Source organism: Elioraea thermophila (ex Habib et al. 2022), from assembly GCF_003336755.1.
GTDB lineage: Bacteria > Pseudomonadota > Alphaproteobacteria > Acetobacterales > Acetobacteraceae > Elioraea > Elioraea thermophila.
The window spans coordinates 268,241-289,197 of sequence record NZ_QMDI01000006.1; the positions used below are offsets into that span (position 1 = coordinate 268,241).

The window sequence follows — 20,957 nt, forward strand, 5'->3', positions numbered from 1 at the left end:
TTCAGACCACCCTCCGCGGATCGAGCGCGTCGCGCAGCCCGTCGCCGACGAAGTTGATCGTCAGCACGGTGAGGAAGATGGCGAGCCCGGGGAACAGCGCCCAGTGCGGCGCGTAATCGAGCTGGTCCTTGGCGTCGTAGAGCAGCCTTCCCCAGGTCGGCACGTCGGGCGGGAAACCGAGGCCGAGGAAGGAGAGGGTGGATTCCGCGATGATCGCGGCGGCGATGTCGATGGTGGCGGCGACGATCACCGGGCCGAGCGCATTGGGCAGGATGTGGCGCACCACGAGGCGCGGCGTGGAGGCGCCGAGCGCGCGCGCCGCCTCGACGAACTCCTTCTCGCGCAGCGAGAAGAACTGCGCGCGCACGAGGCGCGCGACGGGCATCCAGCGGAAACCGCCGATCACCGCGACGATGAGGATGAAGATCCCCATCTCCGGCCCCACAAGCGCGCGCAGCGGCTCGCGGAAGAGGTAGATCACCAAGAGAAGGAGCGGCAATTCGGGTAGGGAGAGGAAGAGGTCGGTCACCCACATCAGCGCGGCATCCACCGGCCCCGAGGCGATGCCCGCGACCGCCCCCACCGTGGTGCCGATCAGCACCGCCACCAGCATGGCGGCGAAGCCAACGGCGAGCGAGATTCGCCCCCCGTAGAGCATGCGGGCGAGCAGGTCCTGGCCGAGATCGTCCGTGCCGAGCGGATGGTCCCAGGACGGACCCTGCAGCCGGGCGCGGAAGTCGATCTCGTTGATCGGCACCGTCCAGATGAACGGGCCAAACAGCACGGCGAGGATGATGAAGGCGAGGATGACCGCCGAGACGACGGCGAGACGGTGCTTGCGGAAGCGACGCCAGGCTTCCGCCCAGGGCGAGACGAGCGGACGCTGGGCCGCCGCCGCGGCCGGGACGGGCGCGCCGTCAGCGGTAGCTGATGCGGGGATCGAGCCAGCCATAGAGGATGTCGGCGACCAGGTTGAAGAACACGACGAGGCAGGCGAAGACGAAGGTGACCGCCATGATCACCGGCGTGTCGTTGGCGAGGATGGCGCTGATCAGGAGCGATCCGATTCCCGGCACGCGGAAGATCTGCTCGGTGACGATCGCACCGCCGAACACGATCGGCATCTGCAGCGCAACAAGCGTGACGACGGGGATCATCGCGTTGCGCACCACGTGCTTGGTGATCACGACCCGCTCGGGCAGGCCCTTGGCGCGGGCGGTGGTGACGTAGTCGAGCCGGATCACGTCGAGCACGGCGGAGCGCACGAAGCGCGTCCAGGCCGCCCCCTGGAAGAGCCCCAGCACCATCACCGGCATGATGGTCTGCTTCACGTGCTCCCAGAACCACGCAAAGCCCGTGGCGTTGATCTCGGTTCGGTACACGAAGGGCAGCCAATCGAGATAGATCGAGAAGAACAGGATGAACAGCAGGCCCGTGAAGAAGGTCGGCAGCGAGAAGCCGACGAAGGCGAGCGTGTTGGCGATCTTGTCGAACAGCGAATAGGGGCGCGTCGCGGCGAGGATGCCGACGGGCAGCGCGATCGCGAGCGCGACGATCTGCGAACTCCCGATGACGATCAGCGTGGTCGGCAGGCGTTGCAGGATGAGCTGGTCGACATCGACGCGCGAGACGAAGGAGAAGCCCCACTCGCCGCGCAGCATGGCGGTGAGCCAGGCGATGTAGCGGACATGGATCGGGTCATCGAGGCCGAGCGAGGCGCGAAGCTGCAGCCGCACCTCGGGCGGCACCGCCGGATTGGTGGCGAGCTCCTCGAACGGATCGCCCGGTGCGAGCGCCAGCACGGTGAACAGGATGACGCTGATCCCGAGCAAGGACGGGATCGCGATCAGCAACCGGCGGATCAGGTATTGCGTCACGCGCGTCGATCGAAGGGGAACGGCACGGCACGGGCCGGCCCGGTGGCGGGCCGGCCCGGTGCGAGAGGCATCAGGTCTCGCGGTACCAGTCGGAGAGCAGCCAGAGCGTGGTGTCCCAGCCCGAAAGCACGGGGCGGAGATTGACCGCGCTGCCGGAGACGAGCGGGCGCTGCACCACGGGGATGATGTGGTTGGAGCCGACAACGAGGTCGTTCATGCGGATGAACAGGGCCGCCCGCTTGACGGGGTCGAGCTCCTGTTCGGCCTCGCGGTAGATCCGGTCGTACTCCTCGTTCCGCCAGCGCACGATGTTGCGCCCGGACCAGTTGTTCGCCTTCTGCGCGATCTCCCAGGAGACGAACTGGTTCATGAACCGGCCCGGATCGGCCTGCGGCATGGTCGTCGTGTACATCTGCATGTCGGCGTAGAACTTGCCGTAGGTGTCCGGGTTGGCGACGTCGGAGGAGAAGAACACCGAGGCGACGACCGACTTGATCTCGATCTCGATTCCCGCCCGGCGCGCCGCCTGCTGATAGATCTGCTGCGTGCGCTGGCGCGGCGCATTCACCGAGGTCTGGAACACGAAGCGGAGCCGCACGCCGTCCTTCTGCCGGATGCCGTCGCGCCCGCGCGCCCAGCCGGCCTGATCGAGGATCTGGTTGGCGCGATCGACGTTGAACTCCATCCGCATGTTCGGCGACCGGAAGCGCGGCGGCGCGTTGAGGAAGTTGGGCGTCGCCGGCCCGGTGCGGCCGTAGATGAACTCCTGGATCGACTGGCGATCCAAGAGCAGCGCCATCGCCTGGCGCACAGCGGGGTCACGGAAGGCCGGGTGCTGGGTGGAGATGTGCGAGCGTTCGCCGTCCACCTCGCGGTTGGGGTCGGTGGCATTGAGCTGGATGTGCTCGATGTTGCCGCCCTCGACGATGTTGACGCGGCCGCGTCCCGCCGCCTCCAGCCGCCGCAGGGTCTCGTCGTCCACCTGCAGGTTCCAGGCGAAGTCGAAGTCGCCGGTCTGCAGCACCGCCCGCGCGGCCGAGACGGCGTCGCCCCCACCCTTGATCTCGACCTGGTCGAAGAAGGGACGGTTCGGCAGATGGTAGTTCGGATTGGCCTCGGCCCGGACCGTGTCGCCCGCCGCGAAGGAGACGAAACGATAGGCCCCGGTGCCCACCGGGCGCAGGTTGGTCGGCGCGTCGCGCGAATTGGCCCCCGCATAGTCCTTGAACAGGTGCTTGGGGATGAGCTGGCCCGTAGCGGCGACGAAGGCATCGGCCCAGAACGGCGTGGGGCGAGGGAACTCCACGCGCACTGTATAGTCGTCGACCTTCACCACGTTGATGTCGCGGTAGGAGCCGGAGGTGACGGCGGCGACCGCCGGGTTGCGCGCATACTCCCAGTTGAACACCACGTCGTCGGCGGTGAACTCCTGGCCGTCGTGCCACTTCACGCCGCGCTTCAATTTCCAGGTGACGGAGCGGCCGTCCTCGGCGAGCCCCTTGTTGTCGATCGAGGGGATCTCGGCGGCGAGGATGGGGTGCAGCGTGCCGTCCGCCGCCCAGCCGGCGAGCGGTTCGTAGAACACGCGCGAGGCGTCCTGGTCCTTCGTCCCCGTCGCGAAGTGCGGGTTCAACAGCGTGGGCGCCTGCCAGTAGAGGATCTTCAGTTGCCCCCCACCGCGCCTGGTCGGGCGGTAGGGCGGCACACTCTGCGCCGCGGCGGGCGAAATGCCGTAGAGGGCGAGAAGCTGGGTGCACATCGGCGCGGTGAAGCCGACCGCCGCCATGCGGCGGATGAAGCCGCGGCGCGACAGCGTGCCGCGGCGCACGCGCCCGATCAGCTCGCGAAGCTGGTCTTCCGTCATCGCTCTCGTCTCCCGATCCCGACACAAGGCGGCATCGGCCGCCCCGACATTTGTTTCAATGCTAACGAACCCTCGCGCGCACGGCACGCCCTTTTTTGCGACCGGTTCATGGAGAACCGACACCGAGTTCGCGTTCGACCACCGACACCCAGTAGGCGACGCCGAGCGGGATCGTCTCGTCGTTGAAGTCGAACTCGGGCGTGTGCAGCCCGGGCGAGGTGCCGTCCGGCCCCGCACCGCCGCCGATGAACATGAAGTTGCCGGGGCGGGCCTCGAGCATCAGCGCGAAGTCCTCCGCCCCCGTCACCGGGGAGATCGCGCCGTCCACCGCGTCCTCGCCGACGACATCCGCCGCGGCCGCGAGCGCGAGCCTGGTCTGGTCCGGGTGGTTCACGGTGGCTGGCGTGCCGCGCCGGTACTCGACCTCGGCCCGCGCCCCGTAGAGCGCGGCGAGCCCGTGCGCGAGCTCGCCCACCCGGCGCTCCAGCAGGTCGCGCACGGCGGGCGAGAAGCTGCGCGCGGTGCCGGAGAGGACGATCTCCGCCGGCATCACGTTCGGCGCCTCGAGCACCCCACCCGCGATCGCGCCGATGGAGAGCACGGCGGGCTCGACGGGTGGCACGTTGCGGCCGACGATTTCCTGCAGGCCGAGCACGAAGTGCGCCTGCACCACGGTGAGGTCGACGGCGCGATGGGGGGTCGAGCCGCCATGGCCGCCGGTGCCGAGGAAGCGGACCCGGAACCGATCGGCCGCGGCGAGCGCGGGGCCGGGACGGGTGGCGAACCGGCCGGCCGGCAGGTCGGGCCTCGTGTGCAGGCCATAGACGGCGTCGCAGGGAAAGCGGTCGAACAGCCCGTCGGCGAGCATGGCCCGAGCCCCGCCCAGGCCTTCCTCGGCGGGCTGGAAGATCACGTGCACGGTGCCGGCGAAGTCCCGGTGCTGCGCCAGCCAGCGCGCCGCGCCGAGCAGCATTGCCGTGTGCCCATCGTGGCCACAGGCGTGCATGATGCCTGGCCGGGTGGAGGCCCAGGGCTTGCCGGTCGCCTCGTGGATGGGCAGCGCATCCATGTCGGCGCGCAGGCCGATCGCCCGGTTGCCCGGCCGGCGGCCCTCGATCGTGCCGACCACGCCGAACCGTCCGACCCCCTCCGTCACCCGGATCCCAAGGTCGCGCAAGAAGCGGGCGACGAGAGCGGAGGTGCGCGCTTCCGTCATGCCGAGTTCCGGGTGGGCATGGATGTCGCGCCGGATCGCGACCAATTCGTCGGCGAAGGCGCGCACCCCTTGCACAACCGGATGGGTCATGTCCCCGATCCTCCCGCAGATGACGTCCGTGTCGAGACCATGACCGCAGATTCGCGTCCGCGCTAGCCCGCCGAACGATCACGACCGCGCTCGGCGAGGCAGGCCTCGACGGCGGCGAGGAGGTCGGCCCGCTCGAACGGCTTGGCCAGGGTGCGGGTGGCGCCGAGCTGGCGCGCCATGCGCAGGTAGTCGGCGCTGATCCCGCTCGCGGCGGCGCGTTCGGGCGGGAAGCCGCCGGAGATCACCAGGACGGGAAGGCCAGGATGGCGCCGCCGGGCGGCGGTCAGCACCTCGATCCCTTCGACCTCCGGCATCAGCAGGTCGGTGACGATGAGGTCGATCTCGGTCCGATCGATGCGGGCGAGCGCCTCGCCGCCATGCGCGACGTCGATCACGGCGTGCCCGGCTCCTTCCAGCACCCGCCGGATGGCAGCCCGCACCAGGGAATCATCTTCGATCAGCAGGATCAACGCCAAGGGGCCCCGACCCCGAGGCGTTCACCGTCACACCCCACGGCCGCCCCCATCTCAAGACGCGCCTCGAGTGTGACAGAAACAGACGGATGTCGGCAACCCGGCGGCTGGCCCCGCCGGGCGCCGGAAGAACGATTTAACGGGCGGCGTAGGCGTCCCGGCCGGTCCGCGCCGGGGCGGCGGCGGCATCATCCTCCTCCGCCGGCGCCTTGGCGATGCCGAGCACGCCGAGCAGGGCGTAAACGCCGATGGTCGTGCCGACGAAGCCCGCGACGAAGATGCCGACCGCGAGCAGCCAGTCGATCGGCCCGCCGAGATCGACGAAGCGGCTGTTGGTCACCGCCATCATGATCACAAGCGCGGCCACCCCGCCGGCGAGACCGGCGAGCTCCGACCAGACCAAGCGGCGCGAGGCGATCCCGCCCTCGCGCACCAGGACCCAGACGAAGGCCAGGGTGGCGATGGTTGCGCCGGCGATGATCACCCAGAGCCAAGAGCCGAGCATCTCCTGGAAGACGGCCCAGAAGACGAGGGGGTCGAGTTCCTTCATGGTTTCCTCCCGTTTCGGTCAGGCACGCCCGCGCAGCATCGCGAGGTAGGTCGGCTTCAGCGCGATTTCCTTCATCACCCAGGAGATCCAGAGCTCCTCGAGGGGCGCGATGATGCCTGGGAAGGACGGCGTGAGATTGTCGTTGTAGTCGAACTCCACCAGCATGGCGCGACCGATGCGGGTGATCAGCGGACACGACGTGTAGCCGTTGTAGCTCTCGGACGAGCGGGTGCCCGCGATGTCGGCGACCAGGTGATCGACCGCGACCGGAACCTGCCACTTCACCGAGGCCGCCGTCTTGCCCTTCGGCACGCCGGCGACGTCGCCGACCGCGAACACCTCCGGGAAGCGCTTGTGGCGCATGGTGTGGCGATCGACATCGACCCAGCCTTCGGCCGCCCACGGCCCGGTCTGCCAGGGCAGGGGCGAGTTGCGCACCACCTCGGGCGCCTTCATCGGGGGGACGACGTTGATGAAGTCGTAGCCCACCTCCTTCAACCCATCCGGCGTGCGGAAGGTGGCGATGCGTCGATCGAGGTCGAGCTTGGTCAGGGTGTGCTGATAGTTCACCTTGACGTCGCGATCGCCGAACAGCATGCGCACCTTCTCGTGCACGATCGGCACGCTGAACAGCACCCGGGTCGGCGCGAAGTAGTTGAGTTCGGCCTTCGCCCGGTTGCCGCGGCGGCGCAGCACGTCGTCGGTGATGAAGGTGTACTTCAGCGGCGCGCCGGCGCATTTCATTTCGGTGGCGGGGCGAAGGAACAGGCCCACGCCCCCCTTGTCGGCGAAAGCGCTCATCGCCCGCCAGGTCGCCGCCGCCGCTTCCGGCCCTGCATAGACCGAGCCCATGCCGTTGCTGCCGATGCGGCGCACATCCATGCCCTCGATCGCGCCGTAATCAAGCTCCAGCCCCGGGGCGACGATCAGGAAGTCGTAGGCGAGGCGACGGCCCGTGTCGGTCACCACCGTCTTCGCCACCGGGTCGATCTCGGCCGCCCGCTCCTCGATCCAGCGCACCGGCTCGGACAGCCACTCGGCCGTGGTGCTGACCGTGTAGGAGGGCGGCTTCAGCCCGGCGGCGACCAGGGTGTAGCCCGGCTGGTAGAGGTGCTCGCGGCGACGGTCGAGCAGGATGATCTCCGCCCCCTCGAGCCGATCGGCCAGGCGGTTGGCGGCGGCAAGCCCGGCGGCACCCGCCCCGATGATGACGATCTTCGCTTTCGTCCGCACTGCGGCGGCGCGCGCCCGCGGCAGGAAGGCCGGAACGAGCCCCGCAGCCGCGGCGGCGGCGATCAGGCCGCGCCGGCCGAGGGTGGCGAGCTTGGGATCGATGGGCATTCCTCCCTCCCGTTGTTGGGCTCTCGGGTTGGTCATCCCTCGGGCGCGAGCAGGGCGCCGGAGGCGGCGAGCTTGGCCGTGCGCACCGAGACGAGGCCGACGATCACGGTCGTGAGCGCGAGCAGGGCCCACAGAAGGGGCGCATGCCAAACGGCCGGATAGGCGTGCGAGGCGGCGAGTGCGGCCACCGTGAAGGCGGCGACCGGGAAGGTCCAGGCCCAGGCGGAGAGCGCGAAGGGGGCGCGCACGAGGTCGCGGGCGAGGAGCGCGATCACCAGCGCAACGAAGCCGGCGAAGCCGAACACGGCGAGCGAGACCGGCCCGAAACCACCGGTGAGCTGGGCCAAGGCGAGCGCCCCCACGGCGGGCGGGGCGAGCAGGATGACGATGGTCGGCCGCAGCTTGGGCGGCAGCGGCGCCCCGGTCATCAGGCGCAGGAACAAGAGCGGCTGCAGGAACAGCCAGAGCGCCGTGCCGAGCCCGAACATCAGGAGCGAGGCGGTCTCGAAGCCCATCTTCATGCCGAAGAGCGGGGCGAGGATGTTGCCGACCAGCGGGATCAGCAGGGGCGGGGTCAGCGCAGCCGGCTCGCGCGGCGAGACGAGCAGGTCGCGCACCGTCCAGGCGGCGATGGCGAGGTGGCCGAGGACAGCGACGATCCACACCGCCCGGGCAAGGCCGAGCGCATGCGGGAGGAGCGCGGCGGAGGCGATCATCAGCCCGATCGTCACCGCCCCGGCGAAGGCCGAGCGCACGGGGTGCTTCAGATCGGCCGCCACCGCCTCGGGGTGGCGAACGAGCCGGACGGCATGCAGGGCGAGGATGACGACCCAGAGCACGACGGAGAGGCCGAGCAGCGCCTCGCCCACCGCACCCGGTGCACCGAGCACCCGCCCCGCCTCACGCCAGGCGAGGCCGAGCCCCCCCACCCCCATCGGCACCGCGAACAGCGGCAGGGGCAGATGCGCGAGCCCCGCCGCGTGTGCGGTGGATGGCACCGTGGCCTGCGGCATGCCCTGGGACGGCATGGAGACGCTCGACATCGGCCGGCCCTCAGCCTTTCTTCCTGCCCGGATAAGAATTTCTTACCTTCGCATATACGAAGGTTATTCCCATGGCAAGGCCCGATGGGCCGCCTCGGCGATCGACCCAGCATGGTCAGACTGGCGTTCCCACGCCTTGATCCAGCGCAAGAGTCAGGAATGGGGCCGAAGCGGCGGACAGGACTTGCGCCCTCGGCCCCTGCGGACGGACGGAACGACCGCCGCACGCGCGCGACGGGCCGCCCGCTCTGCAACGCGCACCTGCTGGATGATGGTGATGGTGGGCGCGGTAGGGATTGAACCTACGACCCCTGCCGTGTGAAGGCAGTGCTCTCCCGCTGAGCTACACGCCCACGCCACTGGTGCTGATAGGGTGCCCGGCGGGCCACCGTCAAGCCGAGGCGCCGTCTTGCCGCCCGGGCCGCCGCTTCCCACACTTCAGGGTATGCGTCTGGCGCTTGCCACCGCCGCCCTGCTGGTTGCCGCAGCGCCGGCCTTCGGCGCCGCGGTCGAGGCGCAGTACACGGCGCGGGTCGGCGCGTTTCGCGTGATGACGATCGACGTCGCCGCCGACCTGCGCGAGGACGCCTATCGCGTCCGCGCCCGCGCCCGCTCCTCCGGCGTCGCCACCCTCGCCACCCGGTTCGATCAGACCGCCACCGCCGAGGGCCGCTTCACCCCGGCAGGGCTCCGTCCCGTGCTGTTCCGCGCCGAGGGCGACTGGCAGGGCGAACGCCGCCTCGTGGAGATCGCACTGACCGAGCCCGCGCCGCGGATCCGGCTCGAGCCGCCCGAGGTGCCGGAGCGCGAGCCCGTGCCGCCCAGCCTCGCCCAGGGCGGCATCGACACCCTCACCGCCCTCGTTGCCGTCTCCCGCGCGGTCGCCGCCCGCGGGGAGGCGGGCTGCGCCATGACCCTGACCGTGTTCGACGGTCGGCGGCTGAAGCGGATCGCGCTCGCTCCCGCCGGCACCGGGCCCGTGCCCGACCGGCCCGGCGTGGAGGCGGTGCGCTGCCGCCTCGAAGGGCGCCAGATCGCGGGCTTCTGGCGCGACTGGGACCGGGCGGAGGCCGAAAAACCGCAGTTCGGCTCGGTCTGGATCGCGCCCCCCTACGCCGGCGCGCCGGCGATGCCGCTCAGGCTCGAGATGGGCATCGACTGGCTCGGCACCCTCGTCGTCTCCCTCACCCGCGCCGCTCCCGCCGCCACCCGGCAGGCGGCGCGATGACGCGAACGCGTCTTGCCCGCACGACGCGCGCGGGCGAGAGGCTGCGCATGCTCCGCGCCCTCGCCCTCGCCGCCCTCGCCCTCGCCCCCGCCCTGCCCGCCCAGGCGGCGGAACCGGTGCTCGCCTCCTACACCGTCTACTTCTCCGGCTTCCGGGTGGTGGAGCTCGACGCCTCCCTCGACCTCGCCCCCGAGCGCTATCGCGCGGTGGCACGGCTGCGCACGGCGGGGCTGCTCGCCACCTTCGTGCGCGGCGAACAGGTCTCCGAAGTGGAGGGGAGGGTCGCGCCCGCCACCGCCCTCGGCCTCGCCCCCGACCGCTACGCCATGGAAGGCCGCTGGCGCGACCGCGTGCGGCGCATCGCGCTGCGCTGGGACGGCGCCACCCCGGAAGTGCTCGCCCTCCTCCCGGCCAACGACGAGGAACGCGAGCCCGTTCCACCCGAACTGCAACGCGGCACGGTGGACACGATGTCCGCCCTGGTCGCTCTCATCGCCCGCGTCTCGGCGAGCGGGCGCTGCGACGGCGCGGCGGCGGTGTTCGACGGCCGGCGGCGCAGCGACTTCACCGCCGTCACCGAAGGCGAGGAGACGCTCGCCCCCCATCGCTGGGGTCTCTACGCCGGCCCGGCCCTGAAGTGCCGCTTCGAGGGCCGCCAGGTGGCCGGGTTCTGGCGCGAGGCAGACCCCGCTCAGGCGCGCGAACCGCGCACCGGGGCCGCCTGGCTCGCCCGCCCCGGCCCCGACCTACCGGTGATCCCGGTGCGGATCGACGCCGAGACGAACTGGGGCACCATCCACATCCACCTGACCAAGGTCGGCCGCGGCGAGGTGCCGCTTCCCCTGCGCGAGAGCCGCAACTGACCGCTCGGCCCGGCAGCACCCCACGCGCGGAGCGATTTCGCGACGATGCGATGACGTTTTGACAAGCGAGGCTCGCGCGCGGCACAACCCGCCGCCGTGCCCGACCACCCGTCCCTCGCCGTCATCCTGGCCGCAGGCCTCGGCACGCGCATGGGCTCGCGCCTGCCGAAACCCCTCCACCCCCTCGCCGGGCGGCCGATGGTCGCGCACGTGTTGGACGCCGCCCGCGCGGCCGGCTTCGCCGAGGCGGCGGTGGTGATCGGGCCGGAGCCGGCCTTCGAGGCGATGCGCCGCGCCGTCGCCCCGGCATCGTGCTTCGTGCAGGAGGAGCGGCTCGGCACCGCCCACGCCGTGCTCGCCGCCGCCCCCGCCCTTGAGGCGACCGCAGGCGAGGCGATGATCCTCTACGGCGACGTTCCGTTCGTCCGCCCCGAAACCATGCGGATGCTGGCCGCCCGCCGCCGCGAGAGCCGGGCCGCGCTCGCTTTGCTCGCCTTCCGCCCCCGTGATGCCGCGCAATACGGCCGCGTCGTGCTCGACGCGGAGGGCATCGTCTCCCGCATCGTCGAGTGGCGCGATGCGACGGCCGAGGAACGCGCCATCGGCCTCTGCAACGCTGGCCTCTTCTGCGCCCCCGCCGCCGAGCTGTTGCGCTGGTTGCGCCGGGTCGGCAACGCCAACGCCAAGGGCGAATACTACCTCACCGACATCGTCGCCATCGCCCGTGCCGAAGGGGCGCGCGTGGTTGCGGCCGAAGCCGCGGAGGACGAGGTGGTGGGGGTGAACTCGCGCGCCGAACTCGCCGCCGCCGAAGCGATCCTGCAGGCGCGCCTGCGCGCCCGCGCCATGGAGGGGGGAGCGACCCTGATCGCCCCCGAAACGGTTTTTCTCGCCTGGGACACGGTGCTCGCTCCCGACGTCGTCGTTCACCCGCACGTCGTGTTCGGCCCAGGCGTCGTCGTCGAGGAGGGGGCGGAAATCCGCTCCTTCTCCCACCTCGAGGGCTGCGTGGTGCGCGCGGGCGCGACAATCGGCCCCTTCGCCCGGCTGCGGCCGGGGGCGGATGTGGGCCCCGGCGCCCATGTCGGCAACTTCGTCGAACTCAAGAACACCAGCCTCGGCGCGAGGGCGAAGGCGAACCACCTCGCCTATCTCGGCGATGCGACCATCGGCGCGGCGACCAACATCGGCGCCGGTACCATCACCTGCAACTACGACGGGGTGGCGAAGCACCGCACCGTCATCGGGGCGGGCGTGTTCGTCGGCTCCAACGCCACCCTCGTCGCACCGCTGACCCTCGGCGACGGCGCGTTCATCGCCGCCGGCTCCACCATCACCGACGACGTGGCAGCGGAGGCGATGGCCTTCGGCCGCGCCCGCCAGGTGGAGAAGCCGGGCCGAGCGGCCGCTTACCTCAAGTCGCGCAAGGAGCAAGGTTGATGTGCGGCATCGTCGGCGTGGTCGGGCGTGGCGAGGCGGCACCCCTCCTGCTCGAGGCGCTGAAGCGGCTCGAGTACCGCGGTTACGACAGCGCGGGCATCGCGACGCTGGTGAACGGCGGCATCGCGCGCCGCCGCGCCGAGGGCAAGCTCGTGCGGCTGGCGGAACGTCTCGCCGCCGAACCGCTCGCCGGCACCACCGGCATCGGCCACACGCGCTGGGCCACCCACGGCCGCCCGTCGGAGGCGAACGCCCACCCCATCGCGACCCCCCGTGTGGCCGTGGTGCACAACGGCATCATCGAGAACCACGCCGAGCTGCGCGCCGAACTCGAGGCCGAAGGTGCCGCGTTCGAGTCCGAGACCGACACCGAGACGGTGGTGCGCCTCCTCGACCACGCGCTCGCCCGGGGGGCTTCGCCGGAGGAGGCGATGGCGGCCACCCTGCCGCGGCTGCAGGGCGCCTTCGCGTTGGCCGTCCTGTTCGCTGGCCGAAACGACATCATCATGGCCGCGCGCCGCGGCTCCCCGCTCGCCATCGGCTTCGGCGACGGCGAGATGTACGTGGGCTCCGATGCGCTGGCGCTGGCGCCGCTGACGGAACGCATCTGCTACCTCGAGGAGGGCGACTGGGCGGTGGTGCGCGGGGAGGGCGCGACCATCTTCGACTCCGCGGGCCGCCCCGTGGAGCGTGCGATCAGGCGCACCGCGATCTCCGGCGCCATGGTGGGCAAGGGCAACTACCGCCACTTCATGGAGAAGGAGATCCACGAACAACCGGCCGTCATCGGCGACACGCTGAAGAGCTACCTCGACCCCGCCTCGCGCCGCATCACGCTCCCCGATCTCGGCGTCGATCTCGCCGCCGTCTCGCGCGCGGCCCTCGTCGCCTGCGGCACCTCGTTCTACGCGGGCCAGGTGGCGCGGGATTGGTTCGAGCAGGTCGCGCGGCTGCCCGCCACCGCCGACATCGCCTCCGAATTCCGCTATCGCGAGCCGGTGCTCGACCCCGCGGGGATCGTGCTCGGCATCAGCCAGTCGGGCGAGACGGTCGACACGCTGGCCGCGCTGCGCTGGGCGAAGGCGCAAGGCGCACGCGTGCTCGCCATCGTCAACGTGCGCGAGAGCGCGATGGCGCGCGAGGCGGACGCCGCCCTGCTCACCCTCGCCGGGCCGGAGATCGGGGTCGCCTCCACCAAGGCCTTCACCACCCAGCTCGCCGCCCTCGCCTGCCTCGTCATCGCGACCGGCGAGGCGCGCGGGGCGCTCACGCGCGAGGCGGCCTCCGCCCTCGCCCAGGCGCTGATCGAGGTGCCGAGCCAGACGGCGGAGGCGCTCGAGCTCGAACGCCGCATCGCCGCCATCGCGGACGATGTCGCCGCGGCGCGCGACGTGCTCTATCTCGGCCGCGGCACGGCCTGGACCCTCGCCATGGAAGGCGCGCTGAAGCTGAAGGAGATCAGCTACATCCACGCGGAAGGGTATCCCGCGGGCGAAATGAAGCACGGTCCCATCGCGCTGATCGACGAGCACGTGCCGGTAATCGTGCTCGCCCCGCCCGGGCCCCTGTTCGAGAAGACCGCCTCCAACGTGCAGGAGGTGCATGCGCGCGGCGGGCGGGTGATCCTCGTCTCCGACCGCGCGGGCTGCGAACGCCTCGCGCCCCTCTGCGCACACACCGTGCCGATGCCCGCCGTGCACCCCTTCGCCGCCCCCATCGTGTACGCGATCCCCGTGCAGCTGCTCGCCTACCATGTCGCGGTGCTGAAGGGGACGGACGTGGATCAGCCGCGCAATCTCGCCAAGAGCGTGACGGTGGAGTGAGGGGGTGGTCGGGCGTCGCGCACTGCTTGCGGGGGTGGCAGGCGCGGTCGCGGCGACGGCTTCCGGTTCCGCGCGCGAGTGGCGCGTGCTGCCGGATGGCTGCGTCACCGCGGACGGCACGTGGCTCGCCTACAACGTGTTCCTGCCCCCGGGTTTCGATCCCGCGGGCGGGCCCTATCCCTTGCTCGTGCTGCTGCACGGGGCGGGGGCGGACGAGCAGTTCTGGGCCGGCAAGATCCGGCTGTGGAGCGCGGTGGAGCGCGGCATGGCGGACGGGCGGGTGGCGGCCCCGATCGCGGTGATGCCGGGCGCGCGCGACACCTGGTGGGTGGACAGCCCGATGGCGCGGGCGGAGTCCTGGGTGGTGCGCGACCTGCTCACCGACGTGGCGCTGAAGTACCCGGTGGCGCAGACGCGCGCAGGGCGGGCGGTCGCGGGCTACTCGGCGGGCGGCTTCGGCGCGCTCAGGTTGGCCTTGCGCCGGCCCGACCTCTTCTCGCGCGCCGCGCTGTGGGCGCCGGCGTGCTACGCCGACCTGCCGCCGGCGACCTCGGGTGCGCGGCGCAGTGCGGCGTTTCGCGGCGCGGATGGGCGGTTCGACGAGGCCGCCTGGCGGGCGGTCGCTTGGCCCGCGGCGTTGGCGGGCTACCTCGCCCAGCCGCTTCGGGTGCCGTTCTTCCTCGCCGCCGGAGACGCCGACCCGCTCGGGATCGCGCAGGAGACGCTGCGGCTTGCCGAGGTGCTGGAGCGCGCCCAGCCGGGGCAGGTGACGCTGCGCCTGATCGCCACCGGCCACACGATGCGGGTGTGGGAGGAGACGGCCGACGAGGCCTTGGCCTTCCTGCTGCCGGTGGCGGCGGGGGTCACGGCGCGGGCGGGGTGAGACGCTCGGCTGCAGTGGCGCGACCTTGCGCCGATACACGTTTTCGTAATCGTCCGCCTGCACCTTCCGCGGCGAAGGAAAGAATGTCGAGGAGGGTCGCGGCGTGTCGTTCCTGTCGTCCTTGCGCATCACCGGCAAGCTCGGGGTCTTTGCCGCCGCGCCTGTCATCGCCGTGCTTGTTATTGGCGGAACGTCCCTGCTCGCCGTGCGCGGGCTTCAGGAGGCCTTGGTCCGCGTGGATACGGAGGCTGGTGCGGCAACTTACGCCGCTCGTGTCAAGGCGCAGTTCTCCGAACTGCGGCGGCGGGAGCTGAGTTTGGCCTTGGATCGTGCGAGCGACGTCGGCGAGGTTCGCCGCCTTGTCGAGCGCGAAGTCCCACAGTTCCGAGACGCTGTGCGCCGCGTGCGGGAGGTGGCGGGGCCGGCGCGTCGCGAGATCCTCGACCGGCTTGTGCCGGCAGCCGAAAGCTACATCGCCGGCCTGCAGCGGTCCTTGGCTGCTGCTGAACGCCGCGATCCCGACCTTTCCGCGGTGGTCATGGCGAATCGCGATGCCATCCGCACCGTGGATCGCTTGACCTTGGAGCTCGAACGCGCGGCTCAAGCGGCTTCGGATCGCGTGCGAGCCGAGGCGGAGGCTGACGCTGCAGCCAAGGAACTCCTCGTCATCGCCGGCGTCGTCGCCTCCCTCCTCCTCGCCGCCCTGATGGTGTGGCTGATCGGCGCCCGCGGCATCGCCCGCCCTGTGGCCGAGTCCGTCGCCCGGCTCCGCGCGCTCGCCGAAGGCGACACCACCACCCCCATCCCAGGCGTCGGGCGGAAGGACGAGATCGGCGACCTCGCCGCCGCCATGCAGACCTTCCGCGACAAGCTGATCGCCGAGCGCGAACGCGAGGCGCGCGACCGCGCCGAAGCCGAAGCCAAGGCCGCCCGCGCGGCGAAGATGGCCGAGGCCACCGCTCGTTTTGAACGCGAAACGGGCGGCGTGGTGAAGGCCGTCGCCTCCGCCTCGACCGAACTGGAGGCCACCGCCTCCGGCCTCGCCGCCGGAGCGGAGGAGACCTCGCGCCAGGCCACCGCCGTCGCCGCCGCCGCCGAGCAGGCCTCCGCCAACGTGCAGACGGTCGCCGCCGCCGCCGAGGAACTCGCCGCCTCGATCCGAGAGATCAGCCGCCAAGTGACGGAAAGCACGCGGATGGCGCAGGAGGCGGTGAGCGAAGCCACCCGCACCAACGCCACCGTGGAAAGCCTCGCCGCCGCCGCACAGAAGATCGGCGACGTGGTGCGGCTGATCAACGACATCGCGGGGCAGACGAACCTGCTTGCCCTGAACGCCACCATCGAGGCCGCGCGTGCCGGCGAAGCGGGCAAGGGCTTCGCCGTCGTCGCCTCCGAAGTGAAGAACCTCGCGAGCCAGACAGCCAAGGCGACCGACGAGATCGCCGCCCAGATCGACGCCGTGCAGGCGGAAGTGGGCAAGGTGGTGGAGGCCATCCGCGCCATCGGCGGCACCATCGAGAAGATCAGCAGCGTTTCCGCCTCCATCGCCGCCGCGGTGGAGGAGCAAGGGGCGGCCACCGCCGAGATCGCGCGCAACGTGCAGCAGGCCGCCCAGGGCACGGGCGTGGTGTCGGCCAACATCGGCTCGGTGCAGCAGGTGGCGCAGAACGCCGGAGCGGATGCCGCCCAGGTGCAGAAGGCCGCCGAGGAACTGAGCCGCAACGCCGAGGAACTCCGCCGCCAGGTCGAGGCCTTCCTCGCCGAGGTGAAGGCGGCCTGAGCCCGGGCTGAGCGCCCCCCCATTCCTCCCTCGCCTCGGGGCCGCGTCGGCGACGGCGCGGCCCCTTCCGGCCGCGCCCGCCCGGGTCTAGGCTCCGCCCCGCACTGACCACGGGAGGACGCCGATGCTGAACCCGACCGCACCGCTGCCGCTGAAGGACCCCTCGCTGTTCCGCCAAGCCTGCCTCGTCGACGGCAAGTGGGTCGAGGCCGCCTCCGGCAAGACGCTTCCCGTGCGCAACCCCGCCACCGGCGAGGTGCTCGGCACCGTTCCGGCCTTCGGCGCGGCGGAGACCCGTGCGGCCATCGAGGCCGCGCACCGCGCCTTCCCGGCCTGGCGCGCGCTGACCGCGAAGGAGCGCGCGGCGATGCTGCGCCGTCTCTACGAGCTGATGCTCGCCAATGCCGACGACCTCGCCCTGATCATGACCTCCGAACAGGGCAAGCCGCTGGCGGAGGCGAAGGGCGAGGTGCTGTACGCCGCCGCCTTCGTCGAGTGGTTCGCCGAGGAAGGCAAGCGTGCCTACGGCGAGATGATCCCGACCAACGCCAAGGGCCGGCGCATCCTGGTGATGAAGGAGCCCGTCGGCGTGTTCGCCGCCATCACGCCATGGAACTTCCCCGCCGCGATGATCACCCGCAAATGCGCCCCAGGCCTGGCGGTGGGCTGCACCGGGGTGGTTCGTCCCGCCTCGCAGACGCCTTTCACCGCGCTCGCCATCGGCGTGCTCGCCGAACGCGCTGGGATTCCCGCCGGCGTGCTCAACATCGTCACCGGCCCCTCCGGCGAGGTCGGCGGCGAACTCACGGGCAACCCGCTCGTGCGCAAGGTGTCCTTCACCGGCTCGACGGAGGTGGGCAAGGTGATCCTCGCCCAGTGCGCCGCGACCGTGAAGCGCGTCAGCATGGAGCTTGGCGGCAATGCACCCTTCATCGTGTTCGACGACGCCGATCTCGACGCCGCGGTGGCCGGCGCGCTCGCCTCGAAGTATCGCAACACCGGCCAGACCTGCGTCTGCGCCAACCGCATCCTGGTGCAGGAGGGGGTGTACGAGGCCTTCGCGCAGAAATTCGCCGAGGCCGCGCGGGCGATGAAGGTGGGCCCCGGCGTCGAGCCAGGCGTGGTGCAGGGCCCGCTGATCAACGAGGACGCCGTGCGCAAGGTGGAGGAGCACATCGCCGATGCGGTGGCGCAAGGCGCGCGCGTGCTGACGGGCGGCAAGCGTCATGCCTTGGGCGGAACGTTCTTCGAACCGACCGTGCTCGCCGACGTGCCGCCTTCCGCCCGCATCTTCCGCGAGGAGACGTTCGGGCCCGTCGCCCCCCTGTTCAGGTTCAGGACGGAGGAGGAGGCGATCCGTCTCGCCAACGACACGCCCTACGGGCTCGCCGCCTACTTCTACGCCCGCGACGTCGGCCGCATCATGCGCGTGGCCGAGGCGCTCGAGTACGGCATCATCGGCGTCAACGAGGGCATCATCTCGACCGAAGTGGCACCCTTCGGCGGCTACAAGGAGAGCGGGCTCGGCCGCGAAGGGGCGCATCACGGCCTCGAGGAGTATCTCGAAGTGAAGTACGTCGCCCTCGGCGGCATCGGCACCTGACGGGGCCGGGGCGGGGGTTCAGCGACGAACCGCGGGACGCGCGTGGATTTCGACCTGTTCGTCATCGGCGGCGGCTCGGCCGGCGTGCGCTGCGCGCGCATCAGCGCGGGCCACGGCGCGCGCGTCGCCATCGCCGAATCGCGCCACTGGGGCGGCACCTGCGTCAATGTCGGTTGCGTGCCGAAGAAGATCATGGTGCAGGCGGCCGAGTATCGCGGCGCGTTCGAGGACGCGCGCGCCTTCGGCTGGGATCTCGAGGTGCGCGGCCACGATTGGGCGAAGCTGAAGGCGCGCCGCGACGCCGAGGTGGCGCGCCTCTCGACGCTCTACCGCCACCTGCTCGAGGGCGCCGGCGTCACCCTGTTCGAGGGCCACGCTGCACTGATCGACGCCCATACGGTGGAGATCGGTGGCAGGCGCGTCACCGCCCGCTTCATCGTCATCGCCACCGGGGGCGAGCCGGTACGCCCGACCATTCCGGGGGCGGAGCATTGCCTTCTCTCCGACGATCTCTTCGCGCTTCCCGAGAAGCCGAAGCGGGTGGTGGTGCTGGGCGGTGGTTACATCGCCTGCGAGTTCGCCGCCCTGCTGAACGGGCTCGGCGCGGAGGTGCACCAGCTCTATCGCGGGCCTTTGTTCCTGCGCGGCTTCGATCGCGACCTCCGCGACGCGCTCGCCGAGGAGATGCGGGCGGAGGGGATCGATCTCCGTTTCGATGCCGATGCGGAGCGGATCGAGCGGACGCGCGATGGGTTCCTGGTCGTCTCCTCGGACGGGCGCGCGATCGAAGCGGATGCCGTGTTCGCCACCATCGGCCGTCGCCCCAACGTCGCCGGGCTCGGGCTCGAACGCGCCGGCGTGCAGGTGTCCGCCAAGGGCGCGATCGTGGTCGACGAGGCGATGCGCACCTCCGTCCCCTCCATCTACGCCCTCGGCGACGTGACGGATCGGCTCAACCTCACCCCCGTCGCCACCGCGCAGGGCCATGCGCTGGCGGATACGCTGTTCGGCGGCCGCCCGCGCCGGGTGAGCCTGGAGAACGTGCCCACGGCGATCTTCACCATCCCGCCCATCGGCACGGTTGGGCTCGCCGAGGAGGAGGCGGCCAAGCGGGGGCCGGTCGACGTCTACCTCGCCCGCTTCCGCCCTCTCCGCCACACCATCACCGGCCGGCAGCGGCGCACCCTGATGAAACTTGTGGTCGAGCGCGCGTCGGGGCGCGTGCTTGGCGCCCACATGCTGGGCGAGGATGCGCCCGAGATCATCCAGGGCATCGCCATCGCCCTCGTGATGGGCGCGACCAAGGCCGATTTCGACCGCACGATCGGCGTGCACCCGACCGCGGCGGAGGAGTTCGTCACCATGCGCACCCGCCGGCCGGACCCGCTGGCCGAGGCGGCCGATTAGGCCCGCGCGGCGTACGCGGTGGCGTTTGCCCTCCTGCTGTGGTTAATGTCGCCCCGCAACGTGTGACCGTTTTGAGGACAACGCCATGTCAGCGCCCTGGAGCCCGGAGTCCTGGCGAACGAAGCCGGTGGCGCAGATGCCGCAGTACCCCGACGAGGCGGAACTCGCCGTCGTGCTGGAGCGGATCAAGCGCTACCCGCCGCTCGTCTTCGCCGGCGAGGCCCGGCGGCTGAAGGCCGCACTCGCCGCCGCCGCCGAGGGCAGGGCCTTCGTCCTGCAGGGCGGAGATTGCGCCGAATCCTTCGCCGACCTCACCGCCAACGTCATCCGCGACAGTTTCCGCGTGCTCCTGCAGATGGCGGTGGTGCTCACCTACGGCGGGCAGGTGCCGGTGGTGAAGATCGGCCGCATGGCGGGCCAGTTCGCCAAGCCGCGCAGTGCGGAGACCGAAACGATCGACGGCGTGACCCTCCCCGCCTATCGCGGCGACAACATCAACGGTGCGGAATTCACCGCCCAAGCGCGCAGGCCCGACCCCGCACGGATGGAGCGCGGGTACTTCCACGCCGCCTCAACGCTCAACCTGCTGCGCGCCTTCGCGCAAGGCGGCTATGCCGACCTGCACGAGGTGCATCGCTGGAACCTCGGTTTCGTCGAACGGAGCCCCGCGGCCGAGCGCTACCGCGACCTCGCCGATCGGCTCGACCAGACCCTCGCCTTCATGGCGGCCTGCGGCCTCACCTCCGACACCACGCCGCAGATCCGCGAGACCGACTTCTACGTCTCGCACGAGGCGCTGCTGCTGCCGTTCGAGCAGGCGATGACGCGCATCGATTCCACCTCCGGCGACTGGTACTGCACTTCCGCCCATCTGCTCTGGATCGGTGAGCGCACGCGTCAGCACGACCATGCGCATGTCGAGTTCCTGCGCGGGGTGAAGAACCCGATCGGCATCAAGTGCGGGCCCTCGATGCAGCCGGATGACGTGCTGCGCCTGCTCGACATCCTCAATCCGCAGAACGAGCCCGGCCGCATCACGCTGATTTCCCGCATGGGGGCGGACGCGATCAGCGCGCGCCTGCCCCCCCTCGTGCGCGCGGTCGCGCGCGAGGGGCGCAAGGTCGTTTGGCTCACCGACCCGATGCACGGCAACACCGTGAAGGCGTCGAACGGCTACAAGACCCGCCGCTTCGAGGCGATCCTCACCGAAGTCAGGGGATTCTTCGACGTGCATGAGGCGGAAGGAACCTGGCCTGGCGGCGTGCACATCGAGATGACCGGGCAGGACGTGACGGAATGCCTCGGCGGCTCGCGCCCCGTCACCGAAGCCTCGCTCGCCGCCCGCTACCACACCTTCTGCGACCCGCGGCTGAATGCGGAGCAGGCGCTCGAGCTCGCCTTCCTGGTGGCGGACGAGCTGCGCAGCCGCCGCGGTGCGGATCGTTCCCGACGTGTCGCCGCGCAATAGGCCGGCGG

General features: G+C 71.2%; 18 protein-coding genes and 1 tRNA gene. 9 read left to right on the plus strand and 10 right to left on the minus strand.

The window, feature by feature from the left end:
- Nucleotide 1: 1 nt before the first annotated feature.
- The 9 genes from DWB05_RS11155 to DWB05_RS11195 form a co-directional block, all read right to left on the minus strand.
- The gene (locus DWB05_RS11155) at nt 2-952 is read right to left on the minus strand and encodes an ABC transporter permease (RefSeq protein WP_114377273.1); all 951 of its coding nucleotides are present in this window, start codon (nt 950-952) and stop codon (nt 2-4) included.
- Nucleotides 918-1,877: an ABC transporter permease gene (locus DWB05_RS11160; RefSeq protein ID WP_114377274.1), complete on the minus strand. Its 960-nt coding sequence runs from the start codon at nt 1,875-1,877 to the stop codon at nt 918-920. The genes DWB05_RS11155 and DWB05_RS11160 overlap by 35 nt, the downstream gene beginning before the upstream one ends.
- Before the next feature lie 70 nt (nt 1,878-1,947).
- Nucleotides 1,948-3,741: a peptide ABC transporter substrate-binding protein gene (locus DWB05_RS11165; RefSeq protein ID WP_114377275.1), complete on the minus strand. Its 1,794-nt coding sequence runs from the start codon at nt 3,739-3,741 to the stop codon at nt 1,948-1,950.
- Nucleotides 3,742-3,847: 106 nt separating this feature from the next.
- On the minus strand, nt 3,848-5,047 hold the full coding sequence (locus DWB05_RS11170) for a M20 aminoacylase family protein (protein WP_114377276.1): 1,200 nt from the start codon (nt 5,045-5,047) through the stop codon (nt 3,848-3,850).
- A gap of 62 nt (nt 5,048-5,109) precedes the next feature.
- A complete protein-coding gene (locus DWB05_RS11175; protein WP_114377277.1) occupies nt 5,110-5,523 on the minus strand; it encodes a response regulator in 414 nt (137 codons plus the stop codon).
- A 133-nt stretch (nt 5,524-5,656) separates the two neighbouring features.
- The gene (locus tag DWB05_RS11180; RefSeq protein ID WP_157967174.1) at nt 5,657-6,070 is read right to left on the minus strand and encodes a DUF5368 domain-containing protein; all 414 of its coding nucleotides are present in this window, start codon (nt 6,068-6,070) and stop codon (nt 5,657-5,659) included.
- Nucleotides 6,071-6,088: 18 nt separating this feature from the next.
- Nucleotides 6,089-7,411, minus strand: coding sequence for an NAD(P)/FAD-dependent oxidoreductase (locus DWB05_RS11185; RefSeq protein ID WP_114377278.1), 1,323 nt, complete (start codon nt 7,409-7,411; stop codon nt 6,089-6,091).
- Between the two features lie 32 nt (nt 7,412-7,443).
- On the minus strand, nt 7,444-8,454 hold the full coding sequence (locus DWB05_RS11190) for an SLAC1 anion channel family protein (protein ID WP_114377279.1): 1,011 nt from the start codon (nt 8,452-8,454) through the stop codon (nt 7,444-7,446).
- A gap of 278 nt (nt 8,455-8,732) precedes the next feature.
- A tRNA-Val gene (locus DWB05_RS11195) sits at nt 8,733-8,807 on the minus strand.
- A gap of 92 nt (nt 8,808-8,899) precedes the next feature.
- Between DWB05_RS11195 and DWB05_RS11200 the strand changes: the two genes are divergently transcribed.
- The 5 genes from DWB05_RS11200 (at nt 8,900) to DWB05_RS11220 (ending at nt 14,691) form a co-directional block, all read left to right on the plus strand.
- A complete protein-coding gene (locus DWB05_RS11200) occupies nt 8,900-9,682 on the plus strand; it encodes a DUF3108 domain-containing protein (RefSeq protein WP_114377280.1) in 783 nt (260 codons plus the stop codon).
- Entirely contained in the window at nt 9,679-10,545 is an 867-nt protein-coding gene (locus DWB05_RS11205; protein ID WP_114377281.1) for a DUF3108 domain-containing protein, read from the plus strand. Before DWB05_RS11200 ends, DWB05_RS11205 begins: the two co-directional genes overlap by 4 nt.
- A gap of 96 nt (nt 10,546-10,641) precedes the next feature.
- Nucleotides 10,642-11,985 (plus strand): bifunctional UDP-N-acetylglucosamine diphosphorylase/glucosamine-1-phosphate N-acetyltransferase GlmU, encoded by a 1,344-nt coding sequence (glmU, locus tag DWB05_RS11210; protein WP_269815578.1) that lies wholly within the window; start codon nt 10,642-10,644, stop codon nt 11,983-11,985.
- Nucleotides 11,985-13,808 (plus strand): glutamine--fructose-6-phosphate transaminase (isomerizing), encoded by a 1,824-nt coding sequence (gene glmS, locus DWB05_RS11215; RefSeq protein ID WP_114377282.1) that lies wholly within the window; start codon nt 11,985-11,987, stop codon nt 13,806-13,808. Before glmU ends, glmS begins: the two co-directional genes overlap by 1 nt.
- 4 nt (nt 13,809-13,812) lie before the next feature.
- A complete protein-coding gene (locus DWB05_RS11220; RefSeq protein WP_114377283.1) occupies nt 13,813-14,691 on the plus strand; it encodes an alpha/beta hydrolase in 879 nt (292 codons plus the stop codon).
- Here the strand turns inward: DWB05_RS11220 and DWB05_RS14895 are convergent.
- Nucleotides 14,672-15,295, minus strand: a complete 624-nt coding sequence (locus tag DWB05_RS14895; protein ID WP_198669148.1) for a hypothetical protein — start codon at nt 15,293-15,295, stop codon at nt 14,672-14,674. The genes DWB05_RS11220 and DWB05_RS14895 overlap by 20 nt on opposite strands.
- Before the next feature lie 15 nt (nt 15,296-15,310).
- Between DWB05_RS14895 and DWB05_RS11225 the strand changes: the two genes are divergently transcribed.
- From DWB05_RS11225 to DWB05_RS11240, 4 genes are all read left to right on the plus strand, one after another.
- On the plus strand, nt 15,311-16,471 hold the full coding sequence (locus DWB05_RS11225; protein ID WP_198669149.1) for a methyl-accepting chemotaxis protein: 1,161 nt from the start codon (nt 15,311-15,313) through the stop codon (nt 16,469-16,471).
- 124 nt (nt 16,472-16,595) lie between these two features.
- Nucleotides 16,596-18,074 carry an NAD-dependent succinate-semialdehyde dehydrogenase gene (locus DWB05_RS11230; protein ID WP_114377285.1) on the plus strand — a complete coding sequence of 493 codons (1,479 nt, stop codon included), beginning with the start codon at nt 16,596-16,598 and terminating at the stop codon, nt 18,072-18,074.
- A gap of 42 nt (nt 18,075-18,116) precedes the next feature.
- Nucleotides 18,117-19,481 (plus strand): glutathione-disulfide reductase, encoded by a 1,365-nt coding sequence (gene gorA / locus DWB05_RS11235; RefSeq protein WP_114377286.1) that lies wholly within the window; start codon nt 18,117-18,119, stop codon nt 19,479-19,481.
- Nucleotides 19,482-19,566: 85 nt separating this feature from the next.
- Entirely contained in the window at nt 19,567-20,949 is a 1,383-nt protein-coding gene (locus DWB05_RS11240; protein ID WP_114377287.1) for a class II 3-deoxy-7-phosphoheptulonate synthase, read from the plus strand.
- Nucleotides 20,950-20,957: the final 8 nt, after the last annotated feature.

Excerpts from the sequence above, each read along its gene's own strand:
- DWB05_RS11180 (WP_157967174.1), bottom strand. The coding sequence starts at position 6,070 with ATGAAGGAACTCGACCCCCTCGTCTTCTGGGCCGTCTTCCAGGAGATG.
- DWB05_RS11230 (WP_114377285.1), top strand. The coding sequence starts at position 16,596 with ATGCTGAACCCGACCGCACCGCTGCCGCTGAAGGACCCCTCGCTGTTC.
- DWB05_RS11190 (WP_114377279.1), bottom strand. The coding sequence starts at position 8,454 with ATGTCGAGCGTCTCCATGCCGTCCCAGGGCATGCCGCAGGCCACGGTG.
- DWB05_RS11200 (WP_114377280.1), top strand. The coding sequence starts at position 8,900 with ATGCGTCTGGCGCTTGCCACCGCCGCCCTGCTGGTTGCCGCAGCGCCG.
- DWB05_RS11170 (WP_114377276.1), bottom strand. The coding sequence starts at position 5,047 with ATGACCCATCCGGTTGTGCAAGGGGTGCGCGCCTTCGCCGACGAATTG.
- DWB05_RS11205 (WP_114377281.1), top strand. The coding sequence starts at position 9,679 with ATGACGCGAACGCGTCTTGCCCGCACGACGCGCGCGGGCGAGAGGCTG.
- DWB05_RS11185 (WP_114377278.1), bottom strand. The coding sequence starts at position 7,411 with ATGCCCATCGATCCCAAGCTCGCCACCCTCGGCCGGCGCGGCCTGATC.
- DWB05_RS11240 (WP_114377287.1), top strand. The coding sequence starts at position 19,567 with ATGTCAGCGCCCTGGAGCCCGGAGTCCTGGCGAACGAAGCCGGTGGCG.
- DWB05_RS11165 (WP_114377275.1), bottom strand. The coding sequence starts at position 3,741 with ATGACGGAAGACCAGCTTCGCGAGCTGATCGGGCGCGTGCGCCGCGGC.
- DWB05_RS11155 (WP_114377273.1), bottom strand. The coding sequence starts at position 952 with ATGGCTGGCTCGATCCCCGCATCAGCTACCGCTGACGGCGCGCCCGTC.
- glmS (WP_114377282.1), top strand. The coding sequence starts at position 11,985 with ATGTGCGGCATCGTCGGCGTGGTCGGGCGTGGCGAGGCGGCACCCCTC.